25 protein-coding genes and 1 pseudogene are annotated in these 26,654 nt (G+C 60.8%); 14 read left to right on the forward strand and 12 right to left on the reverse strand.

Features of this window, described 5'->3' with window-relative positions; all coding sequences use genetic code 11:
* Nucleotides 1-49 precede the first annotated feature (49 nt).
* Complete coding sequence (locus tag IPP03_14360; GenBank protein MBL0353771.1) at nucleotides 50-1,483, forward strand: alpha/beta hydrolase; 1,434 nt, start codon at nucleotides 50-52, stop codon at nucleotides 1,481-1,483.
* Nucleotides 1,480-2,823 (forward strand): DUF4071 domain-containing protein, encoded by a 1,344-nt coding sequence (locus IPP03_14365; protein ID MBL0353772.1) that lies wholly within the window; start codon nucleotides 1,480-1,482, stop codon nucleotides 2,821-2,823. The genes IPP03_14360 and IPP03_14365 overlap by 4 nt, the downstream gene beginning before the upstream one ends.
* A 147-nt stretch (nucleotides 2,824-2,970) precedes the next feature.
* On the opposite strand, the gene selD is transcribed toward IPP03_14365, so the two are convergent.
* Both selD and IPP03_14375 read right to left on the reverse strand, forming a co-directional pair.
* On the reverse strand, nucleotides 2,971-4,032 hold the full coding sequence (gene selD / locus IPP03_14370) for a selenide, water dikinase SelD (protein MBL0353773.1): 1,062 nt from the start codon (nucleotides 4,030-4,032) through the stop codon (nucleotides 2,971-2,973).
* Between the two features lie 46 nt (nucleotides 4,033-4,078).
* Nucleotides 4,079-4,753 (reverse strand): Crp/Fnr family transcriptional regulator, encoded by a 675-nt coding sequence (locus IPP03_14375; protein MBL0353774.1) that lies wholly within the window; start codon nucleotides 4,751-4,753, stop codon nucleotides 4,079-4,081.
* A 183-nt stretch (nucleotides 4,754-4,936) separates the two neighbouring features.
* Here IPP03_14375 and IPP03_14380 point away from each other — a divergent pair, with 183 nt between their 5' ends.
* From IPP03_14380 to IPP03_14420, 9 genes are all read left to right on the forward strand, one after another.
* On the forward strand, nucleotides 4,937-6,904 hold the full coding sequence (locus IPP03_14380) for an AMP-binding protein (protein ID MBL0353775.1): 1,968 nt from the start codon (nucleotides 4,937-4,939) through the stop codon (nucleotides 6,902-6,904).
* Between the two features lie 129 nt (nucleotides 6,905-7,033).
* Entirely contained in the window at nucleotides 7,034-7,816 is a 783-nt protein-coding gene (locus IPP03_14385; GenBank protein MBL0353776.1) for an ABC transporter ATP-binding protein, read from the forward strand.
* Nucleotides 7,817-7,924: 108 nt separating this feature from the next.
* Entirely contained in the window at nucleotides 7,925-8,839 is a 915-nt protein-coding gene (locus tag IPP03_14390) for a branched-chain amino acid ABC transporter permease (GenBank protein ID MBL0353777.1), read from the forward strand.
* A 16-nt stretch (nucleotides 8,840-8,855) separates the two neighbouring features.
* Nucleotides 8,856-9,932, forward strand: coding sequence for a branched-chain amino acid ABC transporter permease (locus IPP03_14395; GenBank protein ID MBL0353778.1), 1,077 nt, complete (start codon nucleotides 8,856-8,858; stop codon nucleotides 9,930-9,932).
* A gap of 62 nt (nucleotides 9,933-9,994) precedes the next feature.
* The gene (locus tag IPP03_14400; protein ID MBL0353779.1) at nucleotides 9,995-11,317 is read left to right on the forward strand and encodes an ABC transporter substrate-binding protein; all 1,323 of its coding nucleotides are present in this window, start codon (nucleotides 9,995-9,997) and stop codon (nucleotides 11,315-11,317) included.
* Nucleotides 11,318-11,386: 69 nt separating this feature from the next.
* On the forward strand, nucleotides 11,387-12,211 hold the full coding sequence (locus IPP03_14405) for an ABC transporter ATP-binding protein (GenBank protein ID MBL0353780.1): 825 nt from the start codon (nucleotides 11,387-11,389) through the stop codon (nucleotides 12,209-12,211).
* A 157-nt stretch (nucleotides 12,212-12,368) separates the two neighbouring features.
* Nucleotides 12,369-13,598, forward strand: coding sequence for an AMP-binding protein (locus IPP03_14410; GenBank protein ID MBL0353781.1), 1,230 nt, complete (start codon nucleotides 12,369-12,371; stop codon nucleotides 13,596-13,598).
* A gap of 7 nt (nucleotides 13,599-13,605) precedes the next feature.
* Entirely contained in the window at nucleotides 13,606-14,109 is a 504-nt protein-coding gene (locus IPP03_14415) for a hypothetical protein (protein ID MBL0353782.1), read from the forward strand.
* The gene (locus IPP03_14420; protein ID MBL0353783.1) at nucleotides 14,106-15,263 is read left to right on the forward strand and encodes a CoA transferase; all 1,158 of its coding nucleotides are present in this window, start codon (nucleotides 14,106-14,108) and stop codon (nucleotides 15,261-15,263) included. Before IPP03_14415 ends, IPP03_14420 begins: the two co-directional genes overlap by 4 nt.
* A 429-nt stretch (nucleotides 15,264-15,692) precedes the next feature.
* Here the strand turns inward: IPP03_14420 and IPP03_14425 are convergent, their stop codons facing one another.
* Nucleotides 15,693-16,316, reverse strand: a complete 624-nt coding sequence (locus IPP03_14425; GenBank protein ID MBL0353784.1) for a glutathione S-transferase family protein — start codon at nucleotides 16,314-16,316, stop codon at nucleotides 15,693-15,695.
* A gap of 210 nt (nucleotides 16,317-16,526) precedes the next feature.
* Nucleotides 16,527-17,789 (reverse strand): IS4 family transposase, encoded by a 1,263-nt coding sequence (locus tag IPP03_14430; protein MBL0353785.1) that lies wholly within the window; start codon nucleotides 17,787-17,789, stop codon nucleotides 16,527-16,529.
* 115 nt (nucleotides 17,790-17,904) lie between these two features.
* Between IPP03_14430 and IPP03_14435 the strand changes: the two genes are divergently transcribed.
* Nucleotides 17,905-18,561, forward strand: coding sequence for an SDR family oxidoreductase (locus IPP03_14435; protein ID MBL0353786.1), 657 nt, complete (start codon nucleotides 17,905-17,907; stop codon nucleotides 18,559-18,561).
* On the opposite strand, the gene IPP03_14440 is transcribed toward IPP03_14435, so the two are convergent.
* Both IPP03_14440 and IPP03_14445 read right to left on the reverse strand, forming a co-directional pair.
* Complete coding sequence (locus IPP03_14440) at nucleotides 18,499-19,017, reverse strand: IS630 family transposase (protein MBL0353787.1); 519 nt, start codon at nucleotides 19,015-19,017, stop codon at nucleotides 18,499-18,501. The genes IPP03_14435 and IPP03_14440 overlap by 63 nt on opposite strands.
* Before the next feature lie 35 nt (nucleotides 19,018-19,052).
* Complete coding sequence (locus IPP03_14445) at nucleotides 19,053-19,514, reverse strand: winged helix-turn-helix domain-containing protein (protein MBL0353788.1); 462 nt, start codon at nucleotides 19,512-19,514, stop codon at nucleotides 19,053-19,055.
* Nucleotides 19,515-20,029: 515 nt separating this feature from the next.
* On the opposite strand from IPP03_14445, the gene IPP03_14450 reads away from it, so the two are divergent.
* Nucleotides 20,030-20,617, forward strand: coding sequence for a uracil-DNA glycosylase family protein (locus IPP03_14450; protein MBL0353789.1), 588 nt, complete (start codon nucleotides 20,030-20,032; stop codon nucleotides 20,615-20,617).
* Between the two features lie 63 nt (nucleotides 20,618-20,680).
* On the opposite strand, the gene IPP03_14455 is transcribed toward IPP03_14450, so the two are convergent.
* Both IPP03_14455 and IPP03_14460 read right to left on the reverse strand, forming a co-directional pair.
* A complete protein-coding gene (locus tag IPP03_14455; protein MBL0353790.1) occupies nucleotides 20,681-20,884 on the reverse strand; it encodes a hypothetical protein in 204 nt (67 codons plus the stop codon).
* 24 nt (nucleotides 20,885-20,908) lie between these two features.
* Nucleotides 20,909-21,268: pseudogene (locus IPP03_14460) on the reverse strand (hypothetical protein).
* 136 nt (nucleotides 21,269-21,404) lie between these two features.
* Here IPP03_14460 and IPP03_14465 point away from each other — a divergent pair.
* A complete protein-coding gene (locus IPP03_14465) occupies nucleotides 21,405-22,457 on the forward strand; it encodes an IS110 family transposase (protein ID MBL0353791.1) in 1,053 nt (350 codons plus the stop codon).
* A gap of 335 nt (nucleotides 22,458-22,792) precedes the next feature.
* Here the strand turns inward: IPP03_14465 and pgl are convergent, their stop codons facing one another.
* Genes pgl through IPP03_14485 form a run of 4 tightly spaced genes read right to left on the reverse strand, consistent with a single transcriptional unit; the run spans nucleotide 22,793 to nucleotide 26,621 of the window.
* Nucleotides 22,793-23,506, reverse strand: a complete 714-nt coding sequence (gene pgl / locus IPP03_14470; GenBank protein MBL0353792.1) for a 6-phosphogluconolactonase — start codon at nucleotides 23,504-23,506, stop codon at nucleotides 22,793-22,795.
* Nucleotides 23,503-24,888, reverse strand: a complete 1,386-nt coding sequence (zwf, locus tag IPP03_14475; GenBank protein ID MBL0353793.1) for a glucose-6-phosphate dehydrogenase — start codon at nucleotides 24,886-24,888, stop codon at nucleotides 23,503-23,505. Before zwf ends, pgl begins: the two co-directional genes overlap by 4 nt.
* 18 nt (nucleotides 24,889-24,906) lie before the next feature.
* Nucleotides 24,907-25,926 carry a decarboxylating 6-phosphogluconate dehydrogenase gene (gene gnd, locus IPP03_14480; protein ID MBL0353794.1) on the reverse strand — a complete coding sequence of 340 codons (1,020 nt, stop codon included), beginning with the start codon at nucleotides 25,924-25,926 and terminating at the stop codon, nucleotides 24,907-24,909.
* 41 nt (nucleotides 25,927-25,967) lie between these two features.
* Nucleotides 25,968-26,621, reverse strand: a complete 654-nt coding sequence (locus tag IPP03_14485) for an ROK family protein (protein ID MBL0353795.1) — start codon at nucleotides 26,619-26,621, stop codon at nucleotides 25,968-25,970.
* Nucleotides 26,622-26,654: the final 33 nt, after the last annotated feature.

A 26,654-nucleotide genomic window follows, 5' to 3' on the forward strand; every position in this document is an offset into this window, starting at 1 on the left:
GTTGCGCCCGGTGGGCGCCTGATGAGGCACTGACATGGGAAAGGATGAAATGAGCGATGCCAGGGAGCGGGTCAGCGCCAGCACCCTGAAGGCGCTGCAACGCCGGCCCGGAGCGGTCGCCGATCGCGCCGCCGTGGTCTTCATCCACGGCTTCGGCGGTGACTGGCAGGCAACCTGGCAGTCGTTTCCTGACTTTCTCGCCGCCGACTCCCGGCTTGCCGGCTGGGACATCTATTCGCTGGGCTACGACTCGCATCTGCGGGTCGACGTGGTCAAGCTGTGGAGCGCCGATCCCGATTTGCAGCAAGTTGCGGACAAGCTGACGACCGATGTTCGCGTCGGGGAGCTGAAGGATTACAGAAGCCTGGCCCTGATCGCCCACAGCATGGGCGGGCTGGCCACCCAGCGCGCCTTGCTCGACAGCCCCGCGTTGTGCCAGCGGGTCAGCCATGTCTTTCTCTTCGGGACACCCAGCGGCGGGCTGGTCAAGGCCTCGCTGGTGCGCCTGCTCAAACCGCAGTTGCGCGACATGGCTCGGGACGGTGCCTTCATTCGCGGGTTGCGCCGGGAGTGGAACGAGCGCTTCACGCCGCAGAAGCGCAGGCCCTTCATCTTTTCTGTGGTCGGTGGCCTGCGCGACGAGTTCGTGCCTTACGAGTCCTCGCTGAATCCGTTCCCGGAGGCTGATTATCCGGGGGCGCGCTTTGTCGTACCCGGCAATCACCTCGAGATCGTCAAGCCTGCCGGCAGCGAAGCGGAGAGCGTGCAACTGGTGATCAACCGGCTGGTCGGCGCCGCCGCGCCGGCGGGGCCGTGGAATGCGGCCCGGGTGGCGATTGAGTCGCGCGAATTCCAGCGCGCGGTGGCCTTGCTCGAGCCGCGGGCAGCCGAACTGGATCACGAGGGGTTGACGCAACTGGCCCTGAGCCTGGAAGGAGTCGGGCGCCAGGACGATGCCATCGATCTGCTCAAGCAGCATGGCAATTCCGGCACCGATGCCATGGGCGTGCTCGCCGGCCGGCTGAAGCGGCGCTGGTTGCTGAACCGCATCGCCGACGACGGCGCGACGGCCCGCCGGCTATATGCCGACGCGCTAACTCTGGCGCTGACGGCCGGGGATTTTGCCCAGGCCTACTACCACGGCATCAACGTGGCGTTCTTTCAGCTCTTCGCCGACAGGCAACGCGAGGCCGCCCGTGCGACGGCCGAGCAGGTGTTGGTCTATTGCGCACAGGCCGCGCCGTCCGAACTCGCCAGCAGCCGCAAATGGCGGCTGGCTACCGAGGGCGAGGCACTGCTGCACCTCGGCCAGGCAGATGACGCTTACGAGCGCTACCGGCAGGCCATCGCGCCTGAGCAGGACGCGACACCGCGGGAACTCGAATCGATGTATCGTCAGGCCATCTATCTGAGCCGCGAGATTGGCGATATGGCCATGCGGCGAACGCTGACCCACCTCTTTCGTCATGAGGAAACGACATGAAACCTCTTTGCTTTGTCCTGATGCCCTTCGGCAAAAAGAACATCTCCGCCGGCCAGACGGTGGATTTCGACGCCATCTACAGCACGCTGATCCAGCCCGCTATCGCCGCCGCCGGCATGGAGCCGCTACGTGCCGACGAGGAGGCGGTGGGCGGGATGATCCACAAGCCGATGTACGAGCGCCTGATCCTCTGCGACTTCGCGGTGGCCGACCTGACCGGCGCCAATGCCAACGTTTTCTATGAACTGGGCCTGCGCCACGGCGTGCGGCCGGCGACGACGGTAATGCTGTTTGGCGAGAAGGGGCCGCTGCCTTTCGATGTGGCGCCGCTGCGGACGATCCGCTACGAGTTGGGGGCGGACGGCAAGCCAGCGGATTCGGCAGCGGGCGCTGCCGGAGTCACCGCCTTCCTCGACGAGGCGCGCCGCAGCAAGGACGAGCCACCCAGGGACAGCCCGGTGTTCCAGTTGCTCGAAGGCTATGTCGCGCCGGATATCGCCCGACTGAAGACCGATGTCTTTCGCGATCAGGCGCGCTACGCGGCGGCCACCCGCGAGAAGCTGACGGCCGCCCGCCGCGCCGGAAAGGAGGCGGTGCGGGCGGCGGCAGCCGAACTCGGGGATGTTTCACAGGCCGAAGCGGGCGTGCTGGTCGATCTGCTGCTCTCGTACCGGGCCGTCAGCGACTGGCAGGCGATGGTCGATCTGGTCGCGGCCTTTCCCAAGCCCTTGGGCCAGAGCACGCTGGTGCGCGAGCAGCAGGGCTTCGCGCTCAATCGCCTGGGTCGGAAGGACGAGGCGGAAGCCGTACTCAAGGAGATAATCGCCGTGCGCGGGGCGAGCAGCGAGACCAATGGGCTGCTAGGTCGCGTCTACAAGGATCGCTGGGAGGCCGAGCAGAAGGCCGGCAATGCCTTCGCCGCCCGGGGCTGGCTCAAGAAGGCCATCGCTACCTACCTGCAGGGCTTCGAGAGCGACTGGCGGGACGCTTATCCGGGAATCAACGCCGTGACGCTGATGGAACTGGCATCGCCGCCCGACCCGCGTCGCGGCGAGTTGCTGCCAGTGGTGACCTATGCCGTCAAGCGGCGCCTCGCCAAAGGGACGCCGGACTACTGGGATCACGCGACCCTGCTTGAACTGGCTGTCCTGTCCCGCGATCAGGGGGCGGCGGAGGATGCAGCCGCCAACGCGCTCGCCGCCGTTCGCGAACTCTGGGAACCGGAGACGACGGCCCGCAATCTGTCGCTGATTGGTGCGGCACGGGCGGCCAGCGGGGAACAGCCGGCCTGGGCTGACGACATCGAAAAGGCGCTTTTCGCCAAAGCCGCTGGCCAATGATCTGGCGGGTGGCAACGATGAAGCGGCGTCACCCGTAGTTCCCGGGAACGGTCTGCGCTGCAGGGCCAGCGGACTCGAATCCGGGAAATCCCTGCAGCAAGACGGTGTTCACCGGTCATCCACGGTCAACAGCGATTCCTGGGCTGTTTAGCAGATGGTCAGTAGGGCTTCGCCGCGCGCTCCGGCCTCGCCGATCTCGGTTGCGCTCGCAAAGCCGTGCTTCCGGAAGATCTCCAGAACCGCGCCGACGCTGTCCGCGCTGCAGGAAACCAGCAGGCCGCCGCTGGTCTGCGGATCGGTCAGCAGGGCCTGATCCGCCGCTGCGAAGCCTTCAGGCAGGGCGATGTCGTGGCCATAGGATGCGAAGTTGCGCCCCGAGGCGCCGGTGACGATGCCTCCTTCCGCCAGACTGCGCACACCGTCGATCAGCGGCACGCGCGACCAATTGATGTTCAGGCTGCACTCTGCGCCGCGTGCCAGTTCGAGCGCATGGCCGGCGAGCCCGAAGCCGGTGACGTCGGTCATCGCGTGCACGCCGGGCAGGGCGGCGAGTTCGGGGCCGGGGGTGTTCAGTTGGGTCGTGATTTCGATCATTTTGGCGTAGCCGGTGGCGTCGACCGCATCCTTCTTCAAGGCGGCCGAGAGGATGCCGACACCGAGCGGCTTGCCGAGGATCAGACGGTCGCCGACGCGGGCGCCGGCATTGCGCTTGACCAGCTTTGGGTGAACCAGCCCGAGCGCGACCAGGCCGTAGATCGGCTCGACGGAATCGATGCTGTGGCCGCCGGCGATCGGGATGCCGGCGGCGCGGCAGACTGCTTCGCCGCCTTCGAGAATGCGCGCGATGACTTCCGGCGGCAGCACGTTGATCGGCATACCGACCAATGCCAGCGCCATGATCGGTTTGCCGCCCATGGCATAGACGTCGGAAATGGCGTTGGTCGCGGCGATGCGCCCGAAGTCGTAGGGATCATCGACGATCGGCATGAAGAAATCGGTGGTGGCGATCAGTGCCTGTTCGTCGTTTAGTTTGTAAACGGCGGCATCGTCGGCGGTTTCGATGCCGACCAGCAGTTCCGGCGGCAGTGGCAGCGGCAGGCGGTTGCCGCCCTTGAGGATTTCGCTCAGCAGGCCGGGCGCAATCTTGCAGCCGCAGCCGCCGCCGTGCGAGAGCGAGGTCAGGCGCGGGGTGGTGGTGGTCATTGTCATTCCTTGTTATTGAGTTTGGCGGGTTGGTGGCGGTTAGGGATTCTGTTCATTCGCCGTAGCGGCCGAGGCCATCGACATCAAGCACATTGATGCCACCGTATTCGCTGCGCACCAGCCCGGCGTCCTCGAGCACCTTGAGCCCCTGGTTTGCCCGCTGTCGCGAGACGCCGGCGAGGTAGCCCAGTTCTTCCTGGGAAATCCGCAGCAGGCGATTGGTTCCCGGGTAGAGGACAGGGTTGAAGAGCGCCGCGAGGCAGCGGGCGATGCGCGCATCGGGGTCGAGCATGCGCTCGTTTTCGATCATGCCGATGAATTGTCCGAGGCGTTCGTTCAACTGGATGATCAGGTAGCGGTTGAAGGGAATACTGTGATCCATCAGCCACAGGAAGGTGCTGCGGTTCATGAAGGCGACGCGGGTTTCGCGCAGCGCCATGACATCGTAGCGCCGGGTTTCCTCCTTGAGCAGCGAACCCTCGCCGAACCAGCCGCCGGAACCGATGCCGATCAGCGAAGTGGTTTTGCCGGTGGTCCAGTGGTTGGCCATCTTGCCCAGGCCATCGACGATACCCATCCAGTAGTCGACCGATTCCCCCTTCATGCAGATGAAGGCGCCGGCGGCAAATGTCCGTTCGCAGGTTCCGGCCAGCGCCCGCGACATTTCGGACTCGGTCAGTTCTTGGCCCCAAAGAGAGTTGCGCAGAAGCTCCTCAGCGCTTTTCAAGATTATTGTTCCCAAATGTCCGCCGGATGACAATTATAAGCCGGCGATTACCCATAGACTCTGCGTGAACAATGCCTCATTGCAGTTGTGCACCGCAACGTTTACGTGGGCACGCACTTTGGACACAATGCGGGACGAACGCCAGACCGTGTCCCGGCGCGGCGCGGCGAAGAGGAGACAAGAATGGCCGTACAGGCAAATTCGGGATCGCCGGGCGGGCTCCACACCTTCCCGCGCTTGCTGCTCGATCACGCGAGGAATCGCCCTGACGCTCCGGCGATGCGTGAAAAGTACCTCGGGATCTGGCAGACGCTGTCCTGGGCTGAGGTTGCCGAACGCGTGCGGGCACTCGCCTGCGGTCTCGCCGAGCTCGGATTCAGGCGTGGCGACAACCTGGCCATCATCGGCGACAACCGGCCGCACCTTTACATGATGATGTGCGCCGCCCAGGCCCTGGGCGGGGTGCCGGTTCCGCTGTACCAGGACGCTGTGGCCAACGAGATGCTGTTCGTGATGCAGGATGCCAGCATCCGCTTCGCGGTCGTCGAGGACCAGGAACAGGTCGACAAGTTGCTGGAGATCATGGCGCAGGTCGGCACGCTGGAACACATCATCTATGACGATGCACGCGGGATGCGGCACTACACCCTGCCCTTCCTGCACGACATTCAGGGACTGATCGAAATGGGGCGGATCCATGACCGCAACCATCCCGACGTCTTCGACAACGAAGTCAGCAAGGGTCATCACGATGACGTTTCGGTCATGCTCTACACGTCCGGGACGACCGGAAAGCCGAAAGGCGTCTGCCAGACGCACACCGCGTTCATCTCCGCCGCGCAGGGAGGCGTGCAGGTCGACCACATGAGCGGTGACGGAGACATCCTTTCCTACCTGCCGATGGCGTGGGTCGGCGATCATCTGTTCTCCTATGCCCAGGCACTGGTGGCCGGGTTCACCATCAACTGCCCGGAGTCCGCCGAAACCGTGATGACCGACCTGCGCGAGATCGGCCCGACCTACTATTTCGCCCCGCCGCGGGTCTTCGAAGGACTGCTGACTTCCGTGATGATCCGCATGGAAGACGCGGGCAAGTTGAAGCAGCGGCTGTTCCATCATTTCATGGGCGTCGCCAAGCGCTGCGGTGGGGCCATTCTCGATGGCAAGCCGGTAGGCGCCAGCGATCGCCTGCAGTACTGGCTCGGGAACGTGCTGATTTACGGGCCGTTGCGCAACGTGCTCGGCATGAGCCGCATCCGCGTGGCCTATACCGCCGGCGCGGCGATCGGCCCCGAACTGTTCAGTTTCTTCCGTTCGATCGGCATCAATCTCAAGCAACTCTACGGGCAGACCGAAACCTGCGCCTATGTCTGCCTGCAGCCCGACGGCCAGGTCAAGTCGGATACCGTCGGCGCGCCGGCGCCGGGCGTCGAAATCAGGATCGCCGACAATGGCGAAGTTCTGGTCAGGGGGCCGATGCTGCTCAAGGGTTACTACAAGCAGCCGGACGCCACAGCCGAGTCGATCAACGCCGACGGCTACTTCATGACCGGCGATGCCGGTTTTCTCGACGCCGACGGCCACCTCAAGATCATCGACCGCGCCAAGGATGTCGGCAAGCTCGCCAATGGCGCAATGTATGCGCCCAACTACATCGAAAACAAGCTCAAGTTCTTCCCACACGTCAAGGAAGCCGTCTGTTTCGGCAACGCGCGCGAGATGGTCTGCGCCTTCATCAACATCGACGTCGGCGCTGTCGGTAACTGGGCCGAGCGGCGCGGCATCACCTATTCGGGGTATACCGATCTGGCGGGCAAGCCGGAAGTGCTCGACCTGCTCCGCGAGTGCGTCGAAAAGGTCAACGCCGATCTGGTCCATGACGCGATGGTGGCGGATTCGCAGGTTCACCGCTTCCTCGTTCTGCATAAGGAACTCGACCCCGACGACGATGAGTTGACTCGGACGCGCAAGGTGCGCCGCAACTTCGTCGCCGAGAAATACGGGGTGCTGATCGACGCGCTCTACGACGGCAGGACATCGCAGTTCATCGAAACCGAGGTCAAGTTCGAGGACGGGCGGCGCGGCAAGGTAGCTGCCGACCTGCGGATCATCGATGCCAAGACCTTCCCGATCGTCAAAAAGGCAGCTTGAGATGAGCCGGGGAATATTAACCGAAAATACCTTGACGCGGATTTTGCCGATAAACGCAGATAAATCTTTTTGTCTGGTTTTAAATTTGCATCGATCGGTGCAATCTGCGTCGAATAAAAGGTTTTCAGCATGAGCAAGAAGATCGGCGACGTCATCCTCGACCTCCAGAACATTTCGCTGCGCTTCGGCGGCGTCAAGGCGCTGACCGACATTTCCTTCGACGTCCGTGAACACGAGATACGCGCCATCATCGGCCCCAACGGCGCCGGCAAGAGTTCGATGCTCAATGTCATCAATGGCGTCTACCACCCGCAGGAAGGCAGGATTTTCTGGCACGGCGTGGAGCGCCGGAAGATGGAGCCGCACATGGCGGCCCGTCAGAGCATCGCCCGCACCTTTCAGAACATCGCGCTGTTCAAGGGCATGAGCGTGCTCGACAACATCATGACCGGGCGCATCACCAAGATGAAATCCAGTTTCGTCGAGCATGCGCTGTGGTTCGGCCGGGCGAAGAACGAGGAACTGGAGCATCGCAAGAAGGTGGAAGAGGTCATCGACTTCCTCGAGATCCAGCACATCCGCAAGACGCCGGTCGGCCGTCTGCCCTATGGCCTGCAAAAGCGTGTCGAACTCGCCCGCGCGCTGGCCGCCGAGCCGGCCATGCTGTTGCTCGACGAGCCGATGGCCGGCATGAACGTCGAGGAAAAACAGGACATGTGCCGTTTCATCCTCGACGTGAATGACCAGTTCGGTACGACGATCGTGCTGATCGAGCATGACATGGGGGTCGTCATGGATATATCCGACCGCGTTGTCGTCCTTGATTACGGGAAGAAGATTGGTGACGGCACGCCGGAAGATGTCAAGAACAACGAGGAAGTCATTACGGCCTACCTCGGTGCGGGACACTGAAGGTGCTTCTGACAATGAACAAAAATACTTTGACGCAAATAAACGCAGATTTTTTGCAGCTTGATCTGCGCCAATCTGCGTAATCTGCGGCAAGAAAGGTCTTCAACCATGAATTTTTTCCTGGAAGTCCTGATCGGCGGCCTGCTCTCGGGGGTCATGTACTCCCTGGTCGCGCTCGGTTTCGTGCTGATCTACAAGGCCTCCGGGGTTTTCAACTTTGCCCAGGGGGCGATGGTCTATCTGGCGGCGCTCTCCGTGGTCGGGGTCATGGAGTGGGGCGCGCCGCTGTGGCTGGCGGTGATCCTCGCCTTCGGCATCATGACTCTATTCGGTATCGCCACCGAAAAATTCGTGCTGCGCAAAATGGTCAACCAGCCGCCGATCTCGCTGTTCATGGCGACCATCGGGCTTGCCTTTTTTATCGAAGGGGTGGCCCCGATGATCTTCGGCAGCGCGCCGCGGGCACTGGAACTGGGCATTGTCGACGAGCCGATACCGTGGATCCTCGATAACTGGAACATGGTTATTTCCAAGTTTGATCTGGTTGCCGCCGGGGTTGCCTCGCTGCTGGTGGCGACGCTGGCTCTGTTCTTCCAGTACACCCGGGTCGGCCGTGCCTTGCGCGCCGTCGCCGACGACCATCAAGCGGCGCTGTCGATTGGCATACCGCTGCAGCACATCTGGGCCATCGTCTGGGGCGTTGCCGGTTTTGTGGCGCTGGTCGCCGGCATGATGTGGGGCGCCCGCAATGGTGTGCAGTTTGCGCTCACTTTCACGGCATTGAAGGCGCTGCCGGTGTTGATCCTCGGTGGCTTTACCTCGGTGCCGGGGGCGATCGTCGGTGGCCTGATCATCGGCGCTTCCGAAAAACTGGCTGAAATCTACATCCCGCCGGTCATGCAGGATTTGTTCGGCGGCAATTTCGGCGGCATCGAGGGCTGGTTCCCGTACATGCTGGCACTCATGTTCCTGCTGGTTCGCCCCGAAGGGCTGTTCGGTGAACGCCACATCGACCGCGTATAAGAGAGGGTAGAAGAAAATGCTTTATCGCGAAGCCGGCCAGTTCAAGACGACCTACGCCGCCGACCAGCAACTGTTCCCGATCCGTCAGGACCGCATCGCCATCGTCGCCTTGCTCGCCGTCGCGTTCGTCGGCGTGCCGTTGCTGGCCAGCGAGTACTGGTTCTCGGCGATCCTGATCCCGTTCCTGATCTTCGCCCTGGCGGCACTCGGGCTCAACATCCTGACCGGCTACGCTGGCCAGTTGTCGCTCGGTTCGGCCGCCTTTATGGCGGTCGGTGCGTATGCAGCCTACAACTTCGAGTTGCGCATCGAGGGCATTCCGCTACTGCTTTCCTTCATTCTTGCCGGGTTGACCGCAGCCGGTGTCGGTATCCTGTTTGGCCTGCCGTCGCTGCGCATCAAGGGTTTTTACCTGGCGGTGGCGACGCTGGCCGCGCAATTCTTCATCATCTGGTGCCTGACCAAGTTCCCCTGGCTGTCGAACAACTCGTCTTCCGGCGTCATCTCGACGCAGCGGCTGATCATCTTTGGACACGAACTAACGACGCCGGTCGAGAAATACCTGCTCGTATTGTCGATCGTCGTCGTCATGGCGCTGGCTGCCAAGAACATGGTGCGTTCAGCTACCGGGCGCGCCTGGATGGCGGTGCGCGACATGGATGTGGCGGCCTCGGTGATCGGTATCCGCCTGATGCCGACCAAACTGCTTGCCTTCGCCGTCAGTTCGTTCTACTGCGGCGTTGCCGGCGCGCTTTATGCCTTCTGCTATCTCGGCTCGGTCGAGCCCGATGGTTTCTCGCTCGACATGTCGTTCAAGATCCTGTTCATGATTATCATCGGCGGTGTCGGGTCGATCATGGGTAGCTTCCTCGGCGCGGCCTTCATCCTGCTCTTGCCCATCTTTCTCGATGTGGCACTGCCTTTTGTCGCCGACCTGTTCGACCTGCCCTTTGCCAGCGCTACCGTGTCGCACATCCAGATCGCGATATTCGGTGCGCTGATCATGTTCTTCCTGATCGTCGAACCACACGGGCTCGCCCGTTTGTGGCAGATTGCCAAGGAGAAACTGCGTCTGTGGCCGTTCCCGCACTAGGAATGGCGATTGTTCAAGCCACGGCAGCCCCGTCGTTTTTGTAAACCTGGAGGAGACATTCAATGATTAGAAATATAAAACCCGCCCTCGCCGCCGCCGCGCTATCGCTGGCCATGCTGGCGCAGCCTGCCGCAGCCGCCGAGGAGCAATTCTTCCCGCTCATCGACTACCGCGTTGGCCCCTACGGTTCGAACGGGCAGTCTTTTTACGGTGGCTTCATCGACTATCTGAACTACGTTAACCTGAAAGAGAAGGGCGTCAATGGCGTTTTGATGACCTACGAGGAATGCGAAACCGAATACAACAACGCCAAGGGCGTCGAGTGCTACGAGCGCCTGAAGAGCAAGGCGGCCAAATCCTCCGGCCCGATCCACACGATGTCCACTGGCATTTCCTACGCCCTGATCGACAAGTCCGCCCAGGACAAGCTGCCGCTCGCCATGATGGGCTACGGCCGCACCGATGCGGTGGATGGCTCGGTTTTCCCTTACGCTTTTCCGCTGATCACCACCTACCAGGTGCAGGCCTCGGCCATCGTCAAGTTCATTAAGGAGAAGCTAGGTGGCAGCTTGGCCGGCAAGAAGATCGTTTATCTGTATCACGACTCCGCCTATGGCAAGGAAGCCATCGTCGCCATGGAGGTTGAGGCCAAGCTGAACAAGTTCGAACTGGTGCAGATTCCGGTTGCTCATCCGGGCAACGAACAGGGCGCCCAGTGGCTGCGGATTCGTCAGGAAAAGCCGGACTATGTCGTTTTGTGGGGTTGGGGCGTGATGAACCAGACAGCGCTGAAGGCGGCACAGAAGGTCGGTTTCCCGCGTGACCGGATGATCGGTTCCTGGTGGACCGGTTCCGAGGAAGACGTGATCCCGGCCGGCGACGCCGCCAAGGGCTACATGGCGGCGACCTGGAACGTCTCCGGCAAACAGGTGCCGCTGATTGCCGACATCGAGAAGGTCGTTTACGGCGCTGGCAAGGGTAACCTGCAGGACGCGAGCAAGATCGGCACCGTCCTTTACAACCGGGGCGTTTCCGCTGCCGTGCTGTCGGTCGAAGCCATCCGCAAGGCGCAGGAAAAATATGGCAAGGGCAAGGCGATGAGCGGCGAGCAAGTGCGTTGGGCGCTGGAAAACCTGAACATCACCGATGCTCGCCTGAAGCAGATTGGTGCGACCGACCTGTTGCCGGAAGTCAAGACCTCCTGCGCTGACCACGCAGGCTCCGGCAAGGTGAAGATCCAGCAATGGGATGGCAGCAAATGGGTGCCGGTATCGGGTTGGATCGAGGGCAACAAGTCGCTGATCCACCCCTTGTTCCAGGCGTCGGCCAAGCAGTACGCCAAGGAAAAGGGCATCACACCGCGTGACTGCACCAAGGAAAAATAGGGCGAGAGAGCGGAAAGGCGAGGGGGAAGCCCCTCGCCATTTTCCGGTTTCCATGCTTCGGGAACAGCTATGAGCACACCTGCTGCTGCGGTCGACAACTATCTGAACATCAATAACATCGAGGTCATTTACGACCACGTGATCCTGGTGCTCAAGGGCGTGTCGCTGAACGTGCCGAAAGGCAAGATCGTCGCCCTGCTCGGTGCCAACGGCGCCGGCAAATCAACGACATTGAAGGCGATTTCGAATCTGTTGCACGCCGAACGCGGCGATGTGACCAAGGGTCTGGTCGAATACAAGGGCCAGCGCGTCGATCAACTGACGCCCAACGAGCTGGTCAAGCGCGGCGTCATCCAGGTCATGGAGGGCCGCCATTGCTTCGGCCACCTGACCATCGAGGAAAACCTGCTGACCGGCGCCTATACCCGCTCGCTTTCCCGCGGAGAACTCAGGGACAGCCTGGAGAAGGTCTATCACTATTTCCCGCGCCTCAAGACGCGACGTACTTCGCAGGCCGGCTACACCTCAGGCGGCGAGCAGCAGATGTGCGTCATCGGTCGCGCTCTGATGGCCAAGCCGGAGATGATCCTGCTCGACGAGCCGTCGATGGGTCTGGCACCACAGGTTGTCCAGGAAATCTTCGAGATCGTGAAGGACCTGAATACGCGCGAGCAGGTCAGTTTCCTGCTGGCCGAACAGAACACCATGGTCGCGCTGCGCTATGCCGATTTCGGCTACATTTTGGAGAACGGCCGGGTCGTCATGGAAGGCGATGCCGAAGATCTCAGAACGAATGAGGACGTCAAAGAGTTCTATTTGGGCTTGTCTTCTACGGGACGGAAATCCTTCAAGGACGTAAAGCATTACAGACGCCGCAAACGCTGGCTGTCGTAGATTGCAGTGCGGCACTCAGAGCTGCGTTGTCGCGCAGCTTGTTTGCATGAAGTAAACGGCGCCGCGCTCCGCCTTGCCCTGAGCGCCTTCTTTGCAATCTGCAGGCTGTTCGGCATCGAAGTGTTGCGGTCAACCGGGAAAAATGGAGAAAAATGAAATGAGCTTTTACGACCCTCTCGAAACCCGGGATGCCGAAGAGCGCGAGCGGGATTTGATGGACAAACTGGCGCGTCAGGTGGCGCATGCCAAGGAAACGACGAGCCATTATTTTCATGCATTGGCCGGGATCAATCCGTTCGGTGTCGTGACGCGCGAGGCGCTGGCCCGCCTGCCACTGACCCGCAAGCGTGACTTGATCGACCTGCAGAAAAAATCACCGCCGTTCGGCGGGCTGAATTCACTGGCGCCGCGCGACGCCAAGCGTGTATTCGCGTCGCCAGGGCCGATTTACGAAATGCAGGGCAAGGATATCGACCCGTGGCGCATGGCACGTGTGCTTTATGCCGCGGGTTTTCGCCATGGCGATCTGATTCACAACTGCTTTTCGTATCACTTCACGCCCGGCGCCTTTATATTCGAGGCCGGCGCCCGCAAGCTTGGCTGTCCGGTTTTCCCCGGTGGCACCGGGCAGACCGAACAGCAGGTGCAGGCCATCGCCGACCTGCGACCCCAAGCTTACGTCGGCACGCCTTCGTTCCTGCGCATCATCGTCGAACGGGCGGAAGAGATGGGTATCGATATCAGCTCGCTGCGCAAGGCTTGTGTTTCCGGCGAAGCGCTGCCCGCCGTGACCCGCGACTGGTTGCGCAAACGCGGCATCAGCGTGCGCCAGTGTTACGCCACCGCCGACATTGGCGCCATCGCCTACGAAACCGATGCCGAGGACGGCCTCGTCGTCGAAGAAGAATTGCTGGTCGAAATCGTCCGTCCGGGAACCGGCGATCCGGTAGCGCCGGGCGAGGTCGGCGAGGTCGTGGTCACCGGCTTCGACGCCGATTACCCGCTGATCCGCTTTGCCACTGGCGACCTTTCCGCCATACTGCCCGGTCGTTCGCGTTGCGGGCGCACCAACGTACGGCTCAAGGGCTGGCTCGGCCGCGCCGATCAGACGACCAAGGTCAAGGGCATGTTCGTTCATCCCGAGCAAGTTGCCGACCTGGCCAGGCGCCATCCGGAAATCCACCGCATGCGCCTGGTTGTCGACAACCCCGACGGTCAGGATCGCATGGTCCTGCACTGCGAAATCGAAGCCGTCAGCGAGGTGCTGGACAAGGCGGTTGCAGGCAGTCTGCGCGAAGTCACCAAGCTGCGCGGCGAGGTCGCCTTCTGCGCTCCCGGAGGGCTAGCGAACGATGGCAAGGTGATCGAGGATAGCCGCGTCTATTGATCGCATTTTGCTGCCAGTGCGCTTCGCAGCAGGAATTCTGGGGCTGGCGGTGGCGGTTGCCGCAGCTGGCGACGCCGAACTGCGACCTTCGGCAAAGCTGCTTCAGGCCAATCCCGAGGCCTGGCGGAACGGTCGCTGCGTGATTTACCGGGAGAGCAATCCCGAAGTGGCGGATGCTACCTTCTACTTCAAGGGTCGCATCGTGGCCGCTGGCGTGCAGACCCGGCGCCTGACCGTTTGCCCGCGGGTGCCAGAAAGGAGTATCGAGCAGTATACGCGCGAGGAATTCAACCATCTGCTGCTGGCCTATCCTTGCGTGTCATCCGGCAAATATGAACGAGACGTGCAGTCGGGAATGGTTCGCCTGCGCGTTGAACAATGGGAAACGCCGCACGCAAGGCGCGCCGCCAGCGGCGGGCGGCTCTATCGCGGCATGTTCATCGACACGAATCTGAAAGAAGGCATGGAAATCGAACTCGAAGCCGACCTCCTCGGCAGTTGCGAAGAATGAGCCGGCCGGGGCCACTGGCTGGCATCCGCGTTCTCGATCTGACCCGCCTCTTGCCGGGGCCGGTCGCCACGCTGCACTTGGCTGATCTCGGGGCGGAGGTGATCAAAATCGAGGACCCGCAGGTCGGCGACTATGCCCGCACGCTGGGCACCGGGCAGGGCGCGGACAGCGCCTACTTCCGGATGATCAACCGCAACAAGCTGGGCCTGCGGCTCGATCTAAAGAAGCCGGAAGGCGTCGACGTCTTCAAACGCCTTGCTAGCGCCGCCGATGTGATCGTCGAAAGTTTCCGGCCGGGGGTCATGGACAAACTCGGCGTCGGTTATGCCGTGATCGCCCCCCTCAACCCGCGGATCGCCTACTGTTCGATCAGCGGCTACGGGCAGGATGGTCCGTACAAGGATCTGGCCGGCCACGACATCAACTATCTCGGCTACGCCGGGGTCCTCGACCAGATCGGCTGCGAAGGCAGCAACCCCGCGATCCCGAATTTCCAGATCGCCGACCTGCTCGGTGGGGCGCTGACCGCCGCGTTCGGCATCCTGGCGGCGGTGGTCGAAGCGCAGCGCAGCGGCAAGGGGCGCTACATCGATGTAGCGATGACCGACAGCGTGCTGGCGCACACCTATTTTACGATGCTGCGCCTGAACGACAGCGGCCATTCGGTTCCGCGTGGCAGCGACCTGCTCGCGGGCGGTTTGCCCTGTTACGGCGCCTATCGCTGTGCCGACGGCAGGCACATGGCGGTCGGCGCGCTGGAAGGCAAGTTCTGGAAGCTCTGTTGCGAGGTTCTTAGCCGCCCGGAATGGGTCGGGCGGCAATGGGATGCCAGCCTGCGCGCCGAGGTGGCCGCCGTGTTCGTAACGCGACCACGAGACGACTGGGCGAACCTGTTTGCTGCGGTCGACTGCTGTGTGACGCCGATTTTGACGCCGGAAGAAGCACTGGAGAACGAGCAGATCGCGGCGCGCGGCATGGTGTTTCAGGAAGACGGCCTGGCCCAGTTCGCCCCGCCGCTGAAGATGTCCGAGTTCGAATTCTCGATCTACCAGTCGGCCCCCGCAGCCGGCCAGCACACTGCGGCAATCCTCGCCGCCGCCGGCTACAGCTCCGCCGAAATAGAACATCTGGCAGCCAGCGGCGCCCTTGGCTGAGCAAGTTCTGAAGCGTTTGCGGAGGAGCGAAGAGCGAGGCGTCCGGTCTTCACAGAAGCCCCCTCGCTGTGGCAAGAGGCAAAGGCGGAGGCCAATCGCGGTGTCTGGCCGGAACCAGTCAGGAACGGCCGTTTGGTTGTTCAGTAGAGCAGCCATTTGAACGGCCGCTCTACTTCTGATACTTGCCGGACGGTCTACGCATGAAGCTCGGCCTTTACCGATAACCCACTTGGAGAAGTAATCCGTCCGTCATGCATCAAATATCGGACATTCGATCCAACTCATGGCATCGCAGCGCCCCACTCGTCCGAACAAGAAATTTTCCTTAAAGAAGGGAATCGGCTTTGCTAGTGTCAGGGGGAACCCGCTTTACGCCTTTGTTATTCAGGTCGTAGTGGAGGTTGCCGACAGTTGCCGGCCGACCGAGAATCAGGCTACACCGAGTTCTGAATAATATTGAGCGATCGCTGGAATGCTACCGATGCGCTGCATATGCGTTTTGAGCTTCGGTGCCACGGTCTCGATCAAATTGGCAGGAATGTGCTCTAACTGGCCGGAGCTGAGTCCGCGCACCGCGACGAATACTTTCAGATCGGCAATGGTCAGGCGGTTGTCCGCAAAATATTCGCTGCCGTGGCTTTCAAGTTGATGCTGCAGCCATCGCAAGTACTGCGGCAACGCTCCGGACACCAAAGCCTCACGAGCATTCCTCAAGTTATCCCCTTTCATGCCGAACGTCGCCACCAATTTGATATTCAAGTCTTCCAACGCACCCATCACCTCGTCACATAACAAGGCCTGTAAATGATCTTCGGGATACAAACCGGTCAGTTTTCCGACGTAGCGGGTGATCGCGTCACTTTGCGTGATCTGCAGATCATTGATGTGCAGGGTCGGCACCTGATTCAGCGGTGTCGTCTTACGGACTTCCGGAAAGTCACTCGACGCAAAACGATAGTCTTCAAACTCGATCCCGCCGATGTGTAACGCCAGTCGCGCCGGTTCCGCCCGCCCTCCTGGAAAATCAAAATAGGTGAGTTTCAATTTGTCCATGTTTCGATCCCAGTCTTAACGATTAGTATTTATCAGCCGCGAGGTGCCTTACAGTAGGGACATTGCGAGCTAACTTTAGTTGCCTCTCCCGTTGAAGGAGAATACTCGTACACCTGAGGAGTTGGCTAAATGGGCACACCACGCATTGTGGTTTTGACCGGTGTTACCAGGGGGTTGGGGCGCGCCCAATCCTCGTGACTTAGCATCTTGTCATGGAGCGGTTTTGTAGGCATGAGACTTGTGTGGCTTGGGTCGAATAGGTCGCGGTCGGTTTCGGTTGGGGATGAATTTTTGAAGGTTCAGGACAATCTCGGAGAACAGTGCGGCGACGATGCGCGAGGTCAAGCGAAGGCGGCCGGTGAGCACTTGGGGCAGCAGACGGCGCAGATGCGAGAAAGCCAAGGTGCGATTGATACGCCACGGCGAATCTGGGGCGATGAGGTGCTCCGTGGCCAGATAGACCGCCAGCGCATTGAGGTTGTCGCAGAGCATCTTGGCGCCGACGTCCTGACAGGCCGCGAGCCAGGTCAAGCCAGACGTATGCTCAAGCGACAGGCGATGCTTGAGGCGCTTGAAGGCCTCTTCGATGCGCCAGCGCCGATGATAGAGATCTGCGAATGCAGGCGCCGGATACTGCGCACTGTCGAGCAAGGACGTCATGAGCACGCGCACCTTACCGGCGGGTGTCACTTGGCGGATCAGGCGCACGGTCGAGGCCTGGCGGGGACACTCATAATCGACGGCATCCCGGCAATTCGGCGGTGGCAGGGTCACCACGGTGTCGTCCTGGCCGGAGCGCATGAACTGCGTGATGGCGGCAAAGGTCGACGACGAATCGCAGCGCATGCAAAAGGGAATCTCCCGATGCAGCAAGGCGGCCACCAGCCACGCGCCCGGGTAACCGCGGTCGAGCAGCAGCATGTCGTGGCGGTCAATCCGGTCCAGGCGCTCGAACAGCATCTGCCGCTCACCAACCAGGGGGCTGTGCAGGATCAGCGAATCGAACAACTCGATGCCCGGACGAAACAAGCCGAACAGCGTCGCCTCGCGCACACACCGCTTGCCCTCCGCGTTGAGCAAGGTCAAGCGAACCTTGGAGGCATCGGCGGCCAGAACCCGCAATCCCTGCCAGAGCGGCTGACCGGGAAGGGCTTCATCGACCAGCCGCAGCAACTCTGTGTTGAGCGGATCGAAGACATTCGCATAGAGGCGGCTACGCGCCTTCGAGAACGCACTGGCGGTCACCACCCGAGACAAGCGGGTTCGCCGCGCCAGCAGCGTGAAGAACGCATCGAGTTCGCCCTGCACGGCCCCACGCACACCGCTGAGCAGGAAAGCGATCAGATCGGTGAAGGGCAATCCACGGCTGCGCGTGAAATTCCGGGAATCACGGCGAGCCGCTTCGCGAAAGGCTGTGCTCTGAATGAAGTCCACAAGCCTGAAAAGCACATTGACATATTTAGGACGGCATATTTAACCTATAAATATCAATCCGTTACGAGACCCAATTCTACCCCGATATGGCCGGCTTATCGCGGCGGCTGTAAAATATGCAAACGCGCTAAGTCAAGAGGATTGGGGGCGCGCCATGCTCAAAGAACTGGTGGCCGCCGGTCATGCCGTAGCTGGATGCGGTCGCAATGCCGGGCACATCGAAACCCTTCGCCGGGAATATCCTGCACCCCATCGCTTTGCCAGCGTCGATGTCAGTGACGATGTTCAGGTATCCAATTGGGCAGTTCACATACTCAATATCGTCGGCATCCCTGATCTTCTGATCAACAATGCCGCTGTGGTGAACACGAATTCCCCGCTCTGGGAGATCCAGGCCAGTGAATTCGACGGGCTGACCAGCGTAAATATCAAAGGTGTCGCGAACGTTATCCGACACTTCGTACCCGCGATGGTCAAAGTAAATCGCGGGGTGATTGTCAATTTCAGTTCGGGCTGGGGACGGAGCACATCGGCTGGTGTTGCAGCTTATTGCGCTACCAAATGGGTGATCGAGGGGTTGACCAAGGCGCTGGCGCAGGATTTGCCCAAGGGAATGGCGGCTGTGCCGCTGAATCCCGGAATTATTGATACGGACATGCTGCGTACCTCGTTCGGCAATGCGGCAGGCACTTACGAATCGCCAGAGCGGTGGGCAGTACGAGCAGTCCGGAAAATTCTGGCTCTAATTCTAAGTAGCGTTCAAGTTGAGACTAACGATCCATGGCCATGCGGTCAGGCTGCGCAGCCCTGAGGTATTTGCTGCCAGACGTGGAAGGCCTGTTTCCAACTGGCGGATGACACTACCGAGGTCGGCAAACACACGATTGTGAAACTCCTTCTCCCGCACCTCATCCCAGACGTGCTCCTGCGGGTTGAGTTCGGGCGCGTAAGGTGGCAGGCGCAGCAGACGAATGTTCTCTGGCACTTGCAGATCTTTCGATACGTGTGAGCTGGCACCGTCGACGACCATCAGCATGAACTCCTTTTTATGCGCGGTACTGACTCGGGCCAGGAACGCCGTCATCTGTTCGGTGTTCATCTGCCGACAGGTCATCCAATCCAACTCGCCTTCGATGGGGCTGACGGCGCCATAAAGGTAGATGAACTCCCGCTCGTAGCCGTTGCAGACCATTGGCCGTGCTGGGTTGGGTGCCCAGCAGCGACGAATTCGCACCATGCGCCCAAAGCGCGCTTCGTCCTGAAACATCAGGCGCACCCGGCGACCCCGAATCGCTTCCTGTTTCAAGAGGGCTGCCAGTGTTTCGGGAAGTTTTTTTCCCACGCTTCCTGGATCTGCGGATCACTCTTCGGATGCCGGGTGTCGGGTGCGACCTTGCGCCAGCCGTGCCGCGCCAACAGGCGATACACGACAGAGGCGGCCACAGGACGTCCCAGCTTTTGCGCTAACGCGGCACGCAGTGGCGAAACGACCAGGATTCCCCCTTCACTGGAGGCCTGCACCCAAGGGGCCAGGAAACGATCCTCCTCTTCCAGTGGCAGCGAAGCTCGCCGGCGACCACCCCAATTCGGTCGGATTGCGTCCGGTTTGGCCAACAGCCGGCGCAGGCGCGCTTGTAGCCTGGGCACGGTGGCTCGACCTATGCCCAGTACCGCTGCGGTCTGCTCCAGCGTCGCTCCCAATAGCGCCGGTAGCAGCACCGCCTGCGCACAGCGCAGGGCCTCAACATTATCGGCGTCTCTCACGGCCGCTTGGGCCTGCGTCACCAATTTCGGATCTACTCGCCGCGGTCTGGCCATGTCAATGCCTCCCAAGTATCTTGTACTTAGGAATATTCTAGCATTAGTATCACTTTGAACGCCAATTCGAATTAGGCTTAGGGATTCCGGCAAGTCGCTCAGCGTCGATTGACGCTTACGGATTGTTCAGTATTGCTTCACCATGCTTGAGAATGGCGATTATCAGGCAATAAGAGGCTGGAAATGCGGAGGCGGTGGCGGCTATCCGTATACGTTGCCGCCGAATGCAAAGACCAGCTGAGTGGCCACCGACGTAATCTGGAACATTAACCGGCGTATTGGGTCACATGGATGAGGATTGCAAAAGCCAGATCGAGGTTGCGCTTGGCGAGTATGAGAAGCGGAAAGGCGCCGGTTGGTGCTCACCGGAACCTCAAAATTTTAGGAACTGATTGGCCGTGATTAAGCCACCGGCCTGAACAGGCGTCACTGCTGGAGCCGGTTTTTCGACTTCGTTGAAAATGCAAAAAAAACTGTCACAGTTGTTGAAGGATATTCGGGCTTGCACCCATTGCGTCGGTGACCTGCCGTGCGGCCCCCACCCCGTCTTGCAGGTGCACCAATCGGCACGGCTATGTATTGTCGGCCAGGCGCCCGGCCGAAAGGTGCACGAAACGGGCATTCCGTGGGACGACCCGTCGGGCAACCGCTTGCGTAGTTGGCTTGGGCTGACACCGGCGCAATTCTATGACCCGCAGAAAGTCTCCATTGTCCCGATGGGCTTTTGCTATCCGGGCAAAGCAGCGTCCGGCGACAAGCCGCCGCGTCCGGAATGCGCTCCTCGCTGGCACGAGCAACTGATTGCCCATTTGCCCAACATTGCCCTTACCTTGCTGATAGGCCGGTATGCACAAGCTTACTATCTCGGTAGTCGCCGCAAAGCGAAGCTGGGCGATACCGTCGAAGCGTGGAAGGAGTATTTGCCACTGGGGTATCTCCCGCTACCGCATCCCTCTCCACGCAACCAGCCATGGTTTGTTAAAAACCCCTGGTTTGAAGATGAACTGGTGCTGGTGCTTCAAAATGCAATCCAGTCCTTGAAGCTATAAGGATTCAAGCTCCGAACTGTCGTGTCGTGTCGCGGCGATTCCATGGCGTGTCACTTCGAGATGTCAAATATCTGAGTCAAGGGAATTGTCATGCGAGTATGGAGGCTCCAGCACTCCCGCCAGCGGCGATCCCTGGCTAACCAGCCCCTGAGGAAAGGACTGATAGAGAAACTGGCGGCCGGCTTCATCGATAAAGTCTTTCTCGCCGAATGCGATGAGGATTGGATGACCGGGAAAATTTATCTCAACTTGAAAGACTGAGTTCAACCCAATGGAATCGCCTGAGAACTTTTACAGAAAAAACGTTGCACTGCCCAACAAGAGCGTATCACGCCGTTGCGAGAGGCAGATTTCCAGCGTGAAGGTGAAACGCGGGTGGCGATGAACAACAGTGACGGCAGGTATCCCAGGTTTTGGGAAGCGCACCTCATAATCCTCAAGGCGACGCAGTTCGACTCAAAATCCAAGGTCATCCGCGATGATGAACTCCAGATCCTTGATTTGGGAAATGCCTATGCGCGGATAGTAAATTTTAATGACGATACCCTTGGCGACCGTGAACTAAAGCCGCGAATTTCCGAGGCTGGTGCCTGCCATATCCGTGCCAGCATGAGCCCAAGTAGGGTGAGAAGTGGTCCGTGGTGCGTGCATGATCACTCCCCTGTCGCTTGGTTGCTAACGAATGAAAGGGACTTCCCCGTCCCGAAGTAGCAGCGGAAGCCACCGGCAGCGATTGCTGCCATGATTGAGTTTCCAGACTGAATCATTCATTCGAAAGGGGAAGTCCATGAGTATTGTCACCGCCGGCATTGATCTCGCCAAGAATGTATTCGCTTTACATGGCATTGACCAGAGCGGCCAGGCAGTTTTTGTCAAACCGAAGGTGGCGCGTAGCCAATTGCTGGAGATGGTCGCCAATCTACCGCCTTGTCTGATCGGTATGGAGGCCTGCTCGGGTGCGCATCACTGGGCAAGACTGTTCCGGCAGTTCGGGCACACCGTCAAACTGATGGCGCCCAAATTCGTGGCGCCGTACCGGATGAGCGGCAAGCGCGGCAAGAATGATGCGGCGGATGCCGCCGCGATCTGCGAAGCCGTCACCCGGCCCAATATGCGCTTCGTGCCAATCAAGGACATCGACCAGCAAGCCATCCTCTGTCTGCACCGCACCCGGCAAGGCTTCATCGAAGAGCGCACCGCCCTCTACAACCGTCTGCGCGGGTTGATCAGCGAGTTCGGCATCGTCCTGCCGCAGAAAGTCGAGCGCCTGCGCCGGGAAATCGGCGCCCACCTCGAACAACTACCCGGCTGGGCCAACCGCTGTGTCGGCGATCTTCTTTCCCACGCTGACCGTCTCAACGAACGCATCACGGAATACGCCCCGGAGAAAGTCCCCTTGGGGGACGACCGCGCCATCGCCGAAGCCGCCCGGCAAGATCGGCGCAGCCGCCAGCTCATGCAACTGCCCGGCCTCGGGCCGACCACTGCCAGTGCCCTGGTCGCCAGTCTGGGTGGTGGGCACGACTTCAAGAACGGCCGCCAACTCGCCGCCTGGGTCGGCTTGGTTCCAGGTCAATACAGCAGCGGCGGCAAAGCAAGATTGGGCAGGATTACCAAAGCGGGTGACGCCTACCTGCGCAGCCTGCTCGTCATGGGTGCCCGCTCTGTCCTCGCCGGTCTGGGTGACAAGCAAGATCGCTTCAGCCGTTGGGCTCGCGCCCTGGTTGAACGACGCGGCTACTGGAAAGCGGCGGTCGCCATTGCTGCCAAGAATCTGCGGCTGGCCTGGGCCGTCATGAAATATGGGGAAGATTTCCGGTTGACCGCGGAACCCGCCTGAACAGTCGAAAAAAGCGTCTATAGGGAAAAATCTGGAAAGGGATCACAGGCCGCTCGCTGGCGGCCAAATACCAGCGAAGCACTGCCAACGTTGATGTGAAGCGGTTTGGACCCGCGCGGGGTATGCCTGATTAGCTCAAGGGGAAGAAGTCATTCCCGACTAACGAATGAGGCCCTCGCGCGCGTCTTTCATCAGGGTCCGGGCAAGAAGCCCAACATGACCGGTTGTAGTACCGCAGTCCTTCACCTTCTTTGCTTCGACATGGCAGACCAGATGGGCAGACAGATCATTGAGGCAGAACAACAATGAGACAGCAAAAATCAGAAACCCGCTTGCTAAATATGGGGAAGCCCTTGTAGTTGGCTAAGGCCGGCCGCTGCGGTGGCGTCCGCGATCAGTAGGGCGTTCTCCTGCGGCAGCCGGCCAGCCGGGATGGAGTTGTCGCCTGCGACAAGACGGGCCAGCATCGCGGCCTTCTCGGCGCCAGTCACGAGCCACAGGATACGTCGCGCCCGAAGCAGCGTCGGGTAAGTGAGAGTCATGCGCCAGCAACCATGGTAGGGGCTTGCCAGGGCGACGGCTCCGGTCGAATCGAGTACGGGGTCGCCGGGTATCAGCGAAGCGGTGTGGCCGTCGGAACCGAGACCGAGGTGCACGAGATCGAATATTGGCGGCGTCCCGGCAAGCGCGTGCACCGCCTTGGCGTAGGCGGCGGCCGCCGCGTCGAGATCGTCCGCGTCCACGGGCATTGGGTGGAGCTGGTCGTAATTTAGCGGTGCATGTGCCAACAGGCTTGTCTCGATGTGGGTAAGGTTGCGCTCATTGCTTCCGGCAGGTGCGACGCGTTCATCCACTTGCATGATCTGCACGTCGGACCACGGCAGGCTCATGTCGGCGAACGCGCGTAGCATCAACCACGGTGTGCTACCGCCGCTGACCGCCATCACGAATCGTCCGCGTTCAGCGACGCCGGTGCGTGCATCAGCGGCGATGACGTCGGCGGCACGCTGCGCCGCCGCAGCGGCATCGGCCAGCACTTCGATTTTCACGTCACAGGGTCCGAAGTTGTCGGATCCAGCCAGCCGCCAGGAGGCGTCATGCTGCCGTTGACTTGCGCCGGCCCCCAGGTATCAGGTTCGTACGGATAAATCGGCGTATCCGCCTTTAAGACGGGATCAACGATGCGCCAGGCTTCCTCGACGTAATCCTCGCGCGCGAACAGGGCGCGGTCGCCGGCCATCGCATCGCTCAACACGCGCTCGTAGGCATCCATCTCCTGCGCGCCGGCGCGGTGGCTGGCGGTCAATTCAACCGGCTGGCCAGTCATGCGGTCTTCCGGGTCCATCACCGTGGTGCCGATAGCAATGGTCATGTCTGGGCTGATGCGGAAGCGGAAATGGTTGGGCACACCGGCGCAACTCGGAAACATCTTCGGCGCCCGATGCAGACGGACCAAGACTTCAGTACAGGTCACCGGCAGGCATTTGCCGGCGCGGATAAAGAACGGCACACCGGCCCAGCGCCAGGAGTCAACTTCCAGGCGTAGCGCGGCGAACGTCTCCTTCCGCGAATCGGGCGCAACGCCGGGCTCCTGACGATAGCCGACGAACTGGCCACGCACCAGATGCTTCGTTTCAATCGGCGGAATCGACTTCAGTACTTTCACCTTCTCGTCGCGCATCGATTCAGCATCGGCGCGCGCCGGCGGCTCCATTGCCAGATTCGCCAGTACTTGGAACAGGTGGTTCTGGACGACGTCGCGGATGGTGCCAACCTGGTCGTAGAAGGTCCCGCGTCCCTGCACGCCAAAATCCTCGGCCATGGTGATCTGCACGCTCTTGACGAAGCGGCGATTCCAGAACGACTCGAGAAATGCATTGGTGAACCGGAAAAAAACCAGGTTGTGCACCGGACGCTTGCCGAGGTAGTGGTCGATGCGAAAGATGTGACTCTCGTCGAAAGTTGCGAGCAGGATGCGGTTAAGTTCGCGCGCCGAGGACAGGTCGCGGCCGAACGGTTTCTCGACCACGACCCGCGAACCTTCGGCGCAGCCGGCGTCGCACAACTGCTTGACCACCGAACCGAACAAGGCCGGCGGAATCGCCAAGTAGTGGGCCGGGCGTTGCGCCGGTCCGAGCGCCTTGCGCAGCGACTGGAAAGTCGCGGCATTTGCGTAATCGCCATCGACATAGCGGAGCAACGCGGCAAGGCGCTCGAAAGTGGCAATGTCAAACTGGCCGTGCGCCTCGATGCTATCGCGTGCCCTCGTCTTCAATTGGTCCAGGGTCCAGCCGGCGCGGGCAACGCAGATTACCGGCACGTCAAGGTGACCGCGCCGGACCATGGCGTTCAGCGACGGGAATATCTTCTTGTAGGCAAGATCACCAGTAGCGCCAAAGAAGACCAGCGCGTCGGAATGCTGTTCGTTCATCGTCTTTCCCTTTGCGCTCTACTTCGCCGCTGGCTTTTCGTGATGTCCGCCGAATTCATAGCGCATCGCCGAGAGCAGCTTGTCCTGAAACTCGGCGGCGCCACGTGAACTGAATCGCTCGTAGAGTGCGGTCGTCAGTACCGGCACCGGTACGCCTTCATCAATAGCGGCCTTGATGGTCCACCGACCCTCGCCCGAATCGGAGACCCGCCCGGCGAACCGCGACAGCGTCGGGTCCTTGCTCAACGCGCTCGCGGTCAGGTCAAGCAGCCACGACGAAATGACGCTGCCACGCCGCCAGAGTTCTGCGATATCGGGCAGGTTGAGATCGTACTGATAGCGTTCTGGATCACGCAATGGAGTCGTTTCGGCATCCGTTGAGTGCGCCTCATTGCCGATGTTGGCGGCGCGCAGCACATTCAGCCCCTCTGCGTAAGCGGCCATGAGCCCGTACTCGATGCCGTTGTGGACCATCTTGACGAAGTGGCCGGCGCCGTTGATGCCGCAATGCAGGTAGCCCTGTTCGGCCGTGCCTGTCGGCTTGTCGCGGCCGGGCGTGTGTGCAATCTCGCCGATGCCCGGTGCCAGTCGGGCAAATATCGGATCTAGGTGCCGCACCGTATCGACTTCGCCGCCGATCATCATGCAGTAGCCGCGTTCCAGCCCCCAGACACCGCCGCTAGTGCCGACGTCCACATAGTGGATGCCCTTGGGCGCCAGTTCCTTGGCCCGACGGATATCGTCGACAAAGTAAGAGTTGCCGCCGTCGATCAGGATGTCGCCGGCATCGAGGTGCGGCAGTAGATCGGCGATGGTCGCGTCGACGACGGCGGCGGGTACCATCAGCCAGAATGCACGTGGCCGCGTCAGCCTCTTTGCCATGTCGGCGAGCGAAGTGGCCCCAACCGCCTTTTCGCCCACCACCGCGTCGATGGCCTGCGGCGACATATCGAAGACCACGCATGCATGCCCTCCCGCGATGAGCCGGTGCGTCATATTAGCGCCCATGCGGCCCAATCCGATCATTCCCAATTGCATTGCGATGTCCTTTCCTGAAATTACTTTCGATTTCGTTGGAACTAAGCCACCGGCTGCCAAAGCTGGAAGCCGCCCAGGAATGCATTGGCGTTGTCGCCGAGGCGGCAGTTGGGCGGCAGCTCGGCAAGCTTCTTGGCGTTACCGCCGCCGATGACGATGTCGTCAGGCTCAAGCGCGGCGCGGAGGCGTTCCACAACGTCCACCACCTGCTTGCGCCACTTCTTCCGACCAAGGCGTTCGAGGCCATGCAAGCCAACGTAGTCTTCGTAGGTGGCTTTCTTGTAAGGCAGGTGACCCAGTTCCATCGGTTCGATAATGCCGTCTACAATCATCGCGGTACCGAGTCCGGTACCCAGGCCGAGGAAGAGCATCTTTCCACCCTTGTAGCTTCCCAGCGCCTGCATGGCGGCATCGTTGATCACCTTGGTCGGGCAACCAAAAGCGGCTTCGTAGTCGAAGCCGCCCCAACCCGGTGCAAGGTTGTGGGGTTCGGCTACCGGCCGGTTGCGCAGCACCGGTCCCGGATAGCCGATGGCAACGGCATCGTATTTCCAGTTCCCCGCCAGCTTCTTGACACTCGCGACCATCTGCTTCGCCGTCAAGTCCGGACCCGAATCGAACTGCCGAGGCAAGATGCGACCGCCGGCGAGAATCTTTACGTGAGTCCCTCCAACATCGATCACCAGCACGTTCATTGCACACTCCCCATAGCCACAAAACCCGGATCG

The organism is Candidatus Dechloromonas phosphoritropha (assembly GCA_016722705.1).
Taxonomy (GTDB): Bacteria; Pseudomonadota; Gammaproteobacteria; order Burkholderiales; family Rhodocyclaceae; genus Azonexus; species Azonexus phosphoritrophus.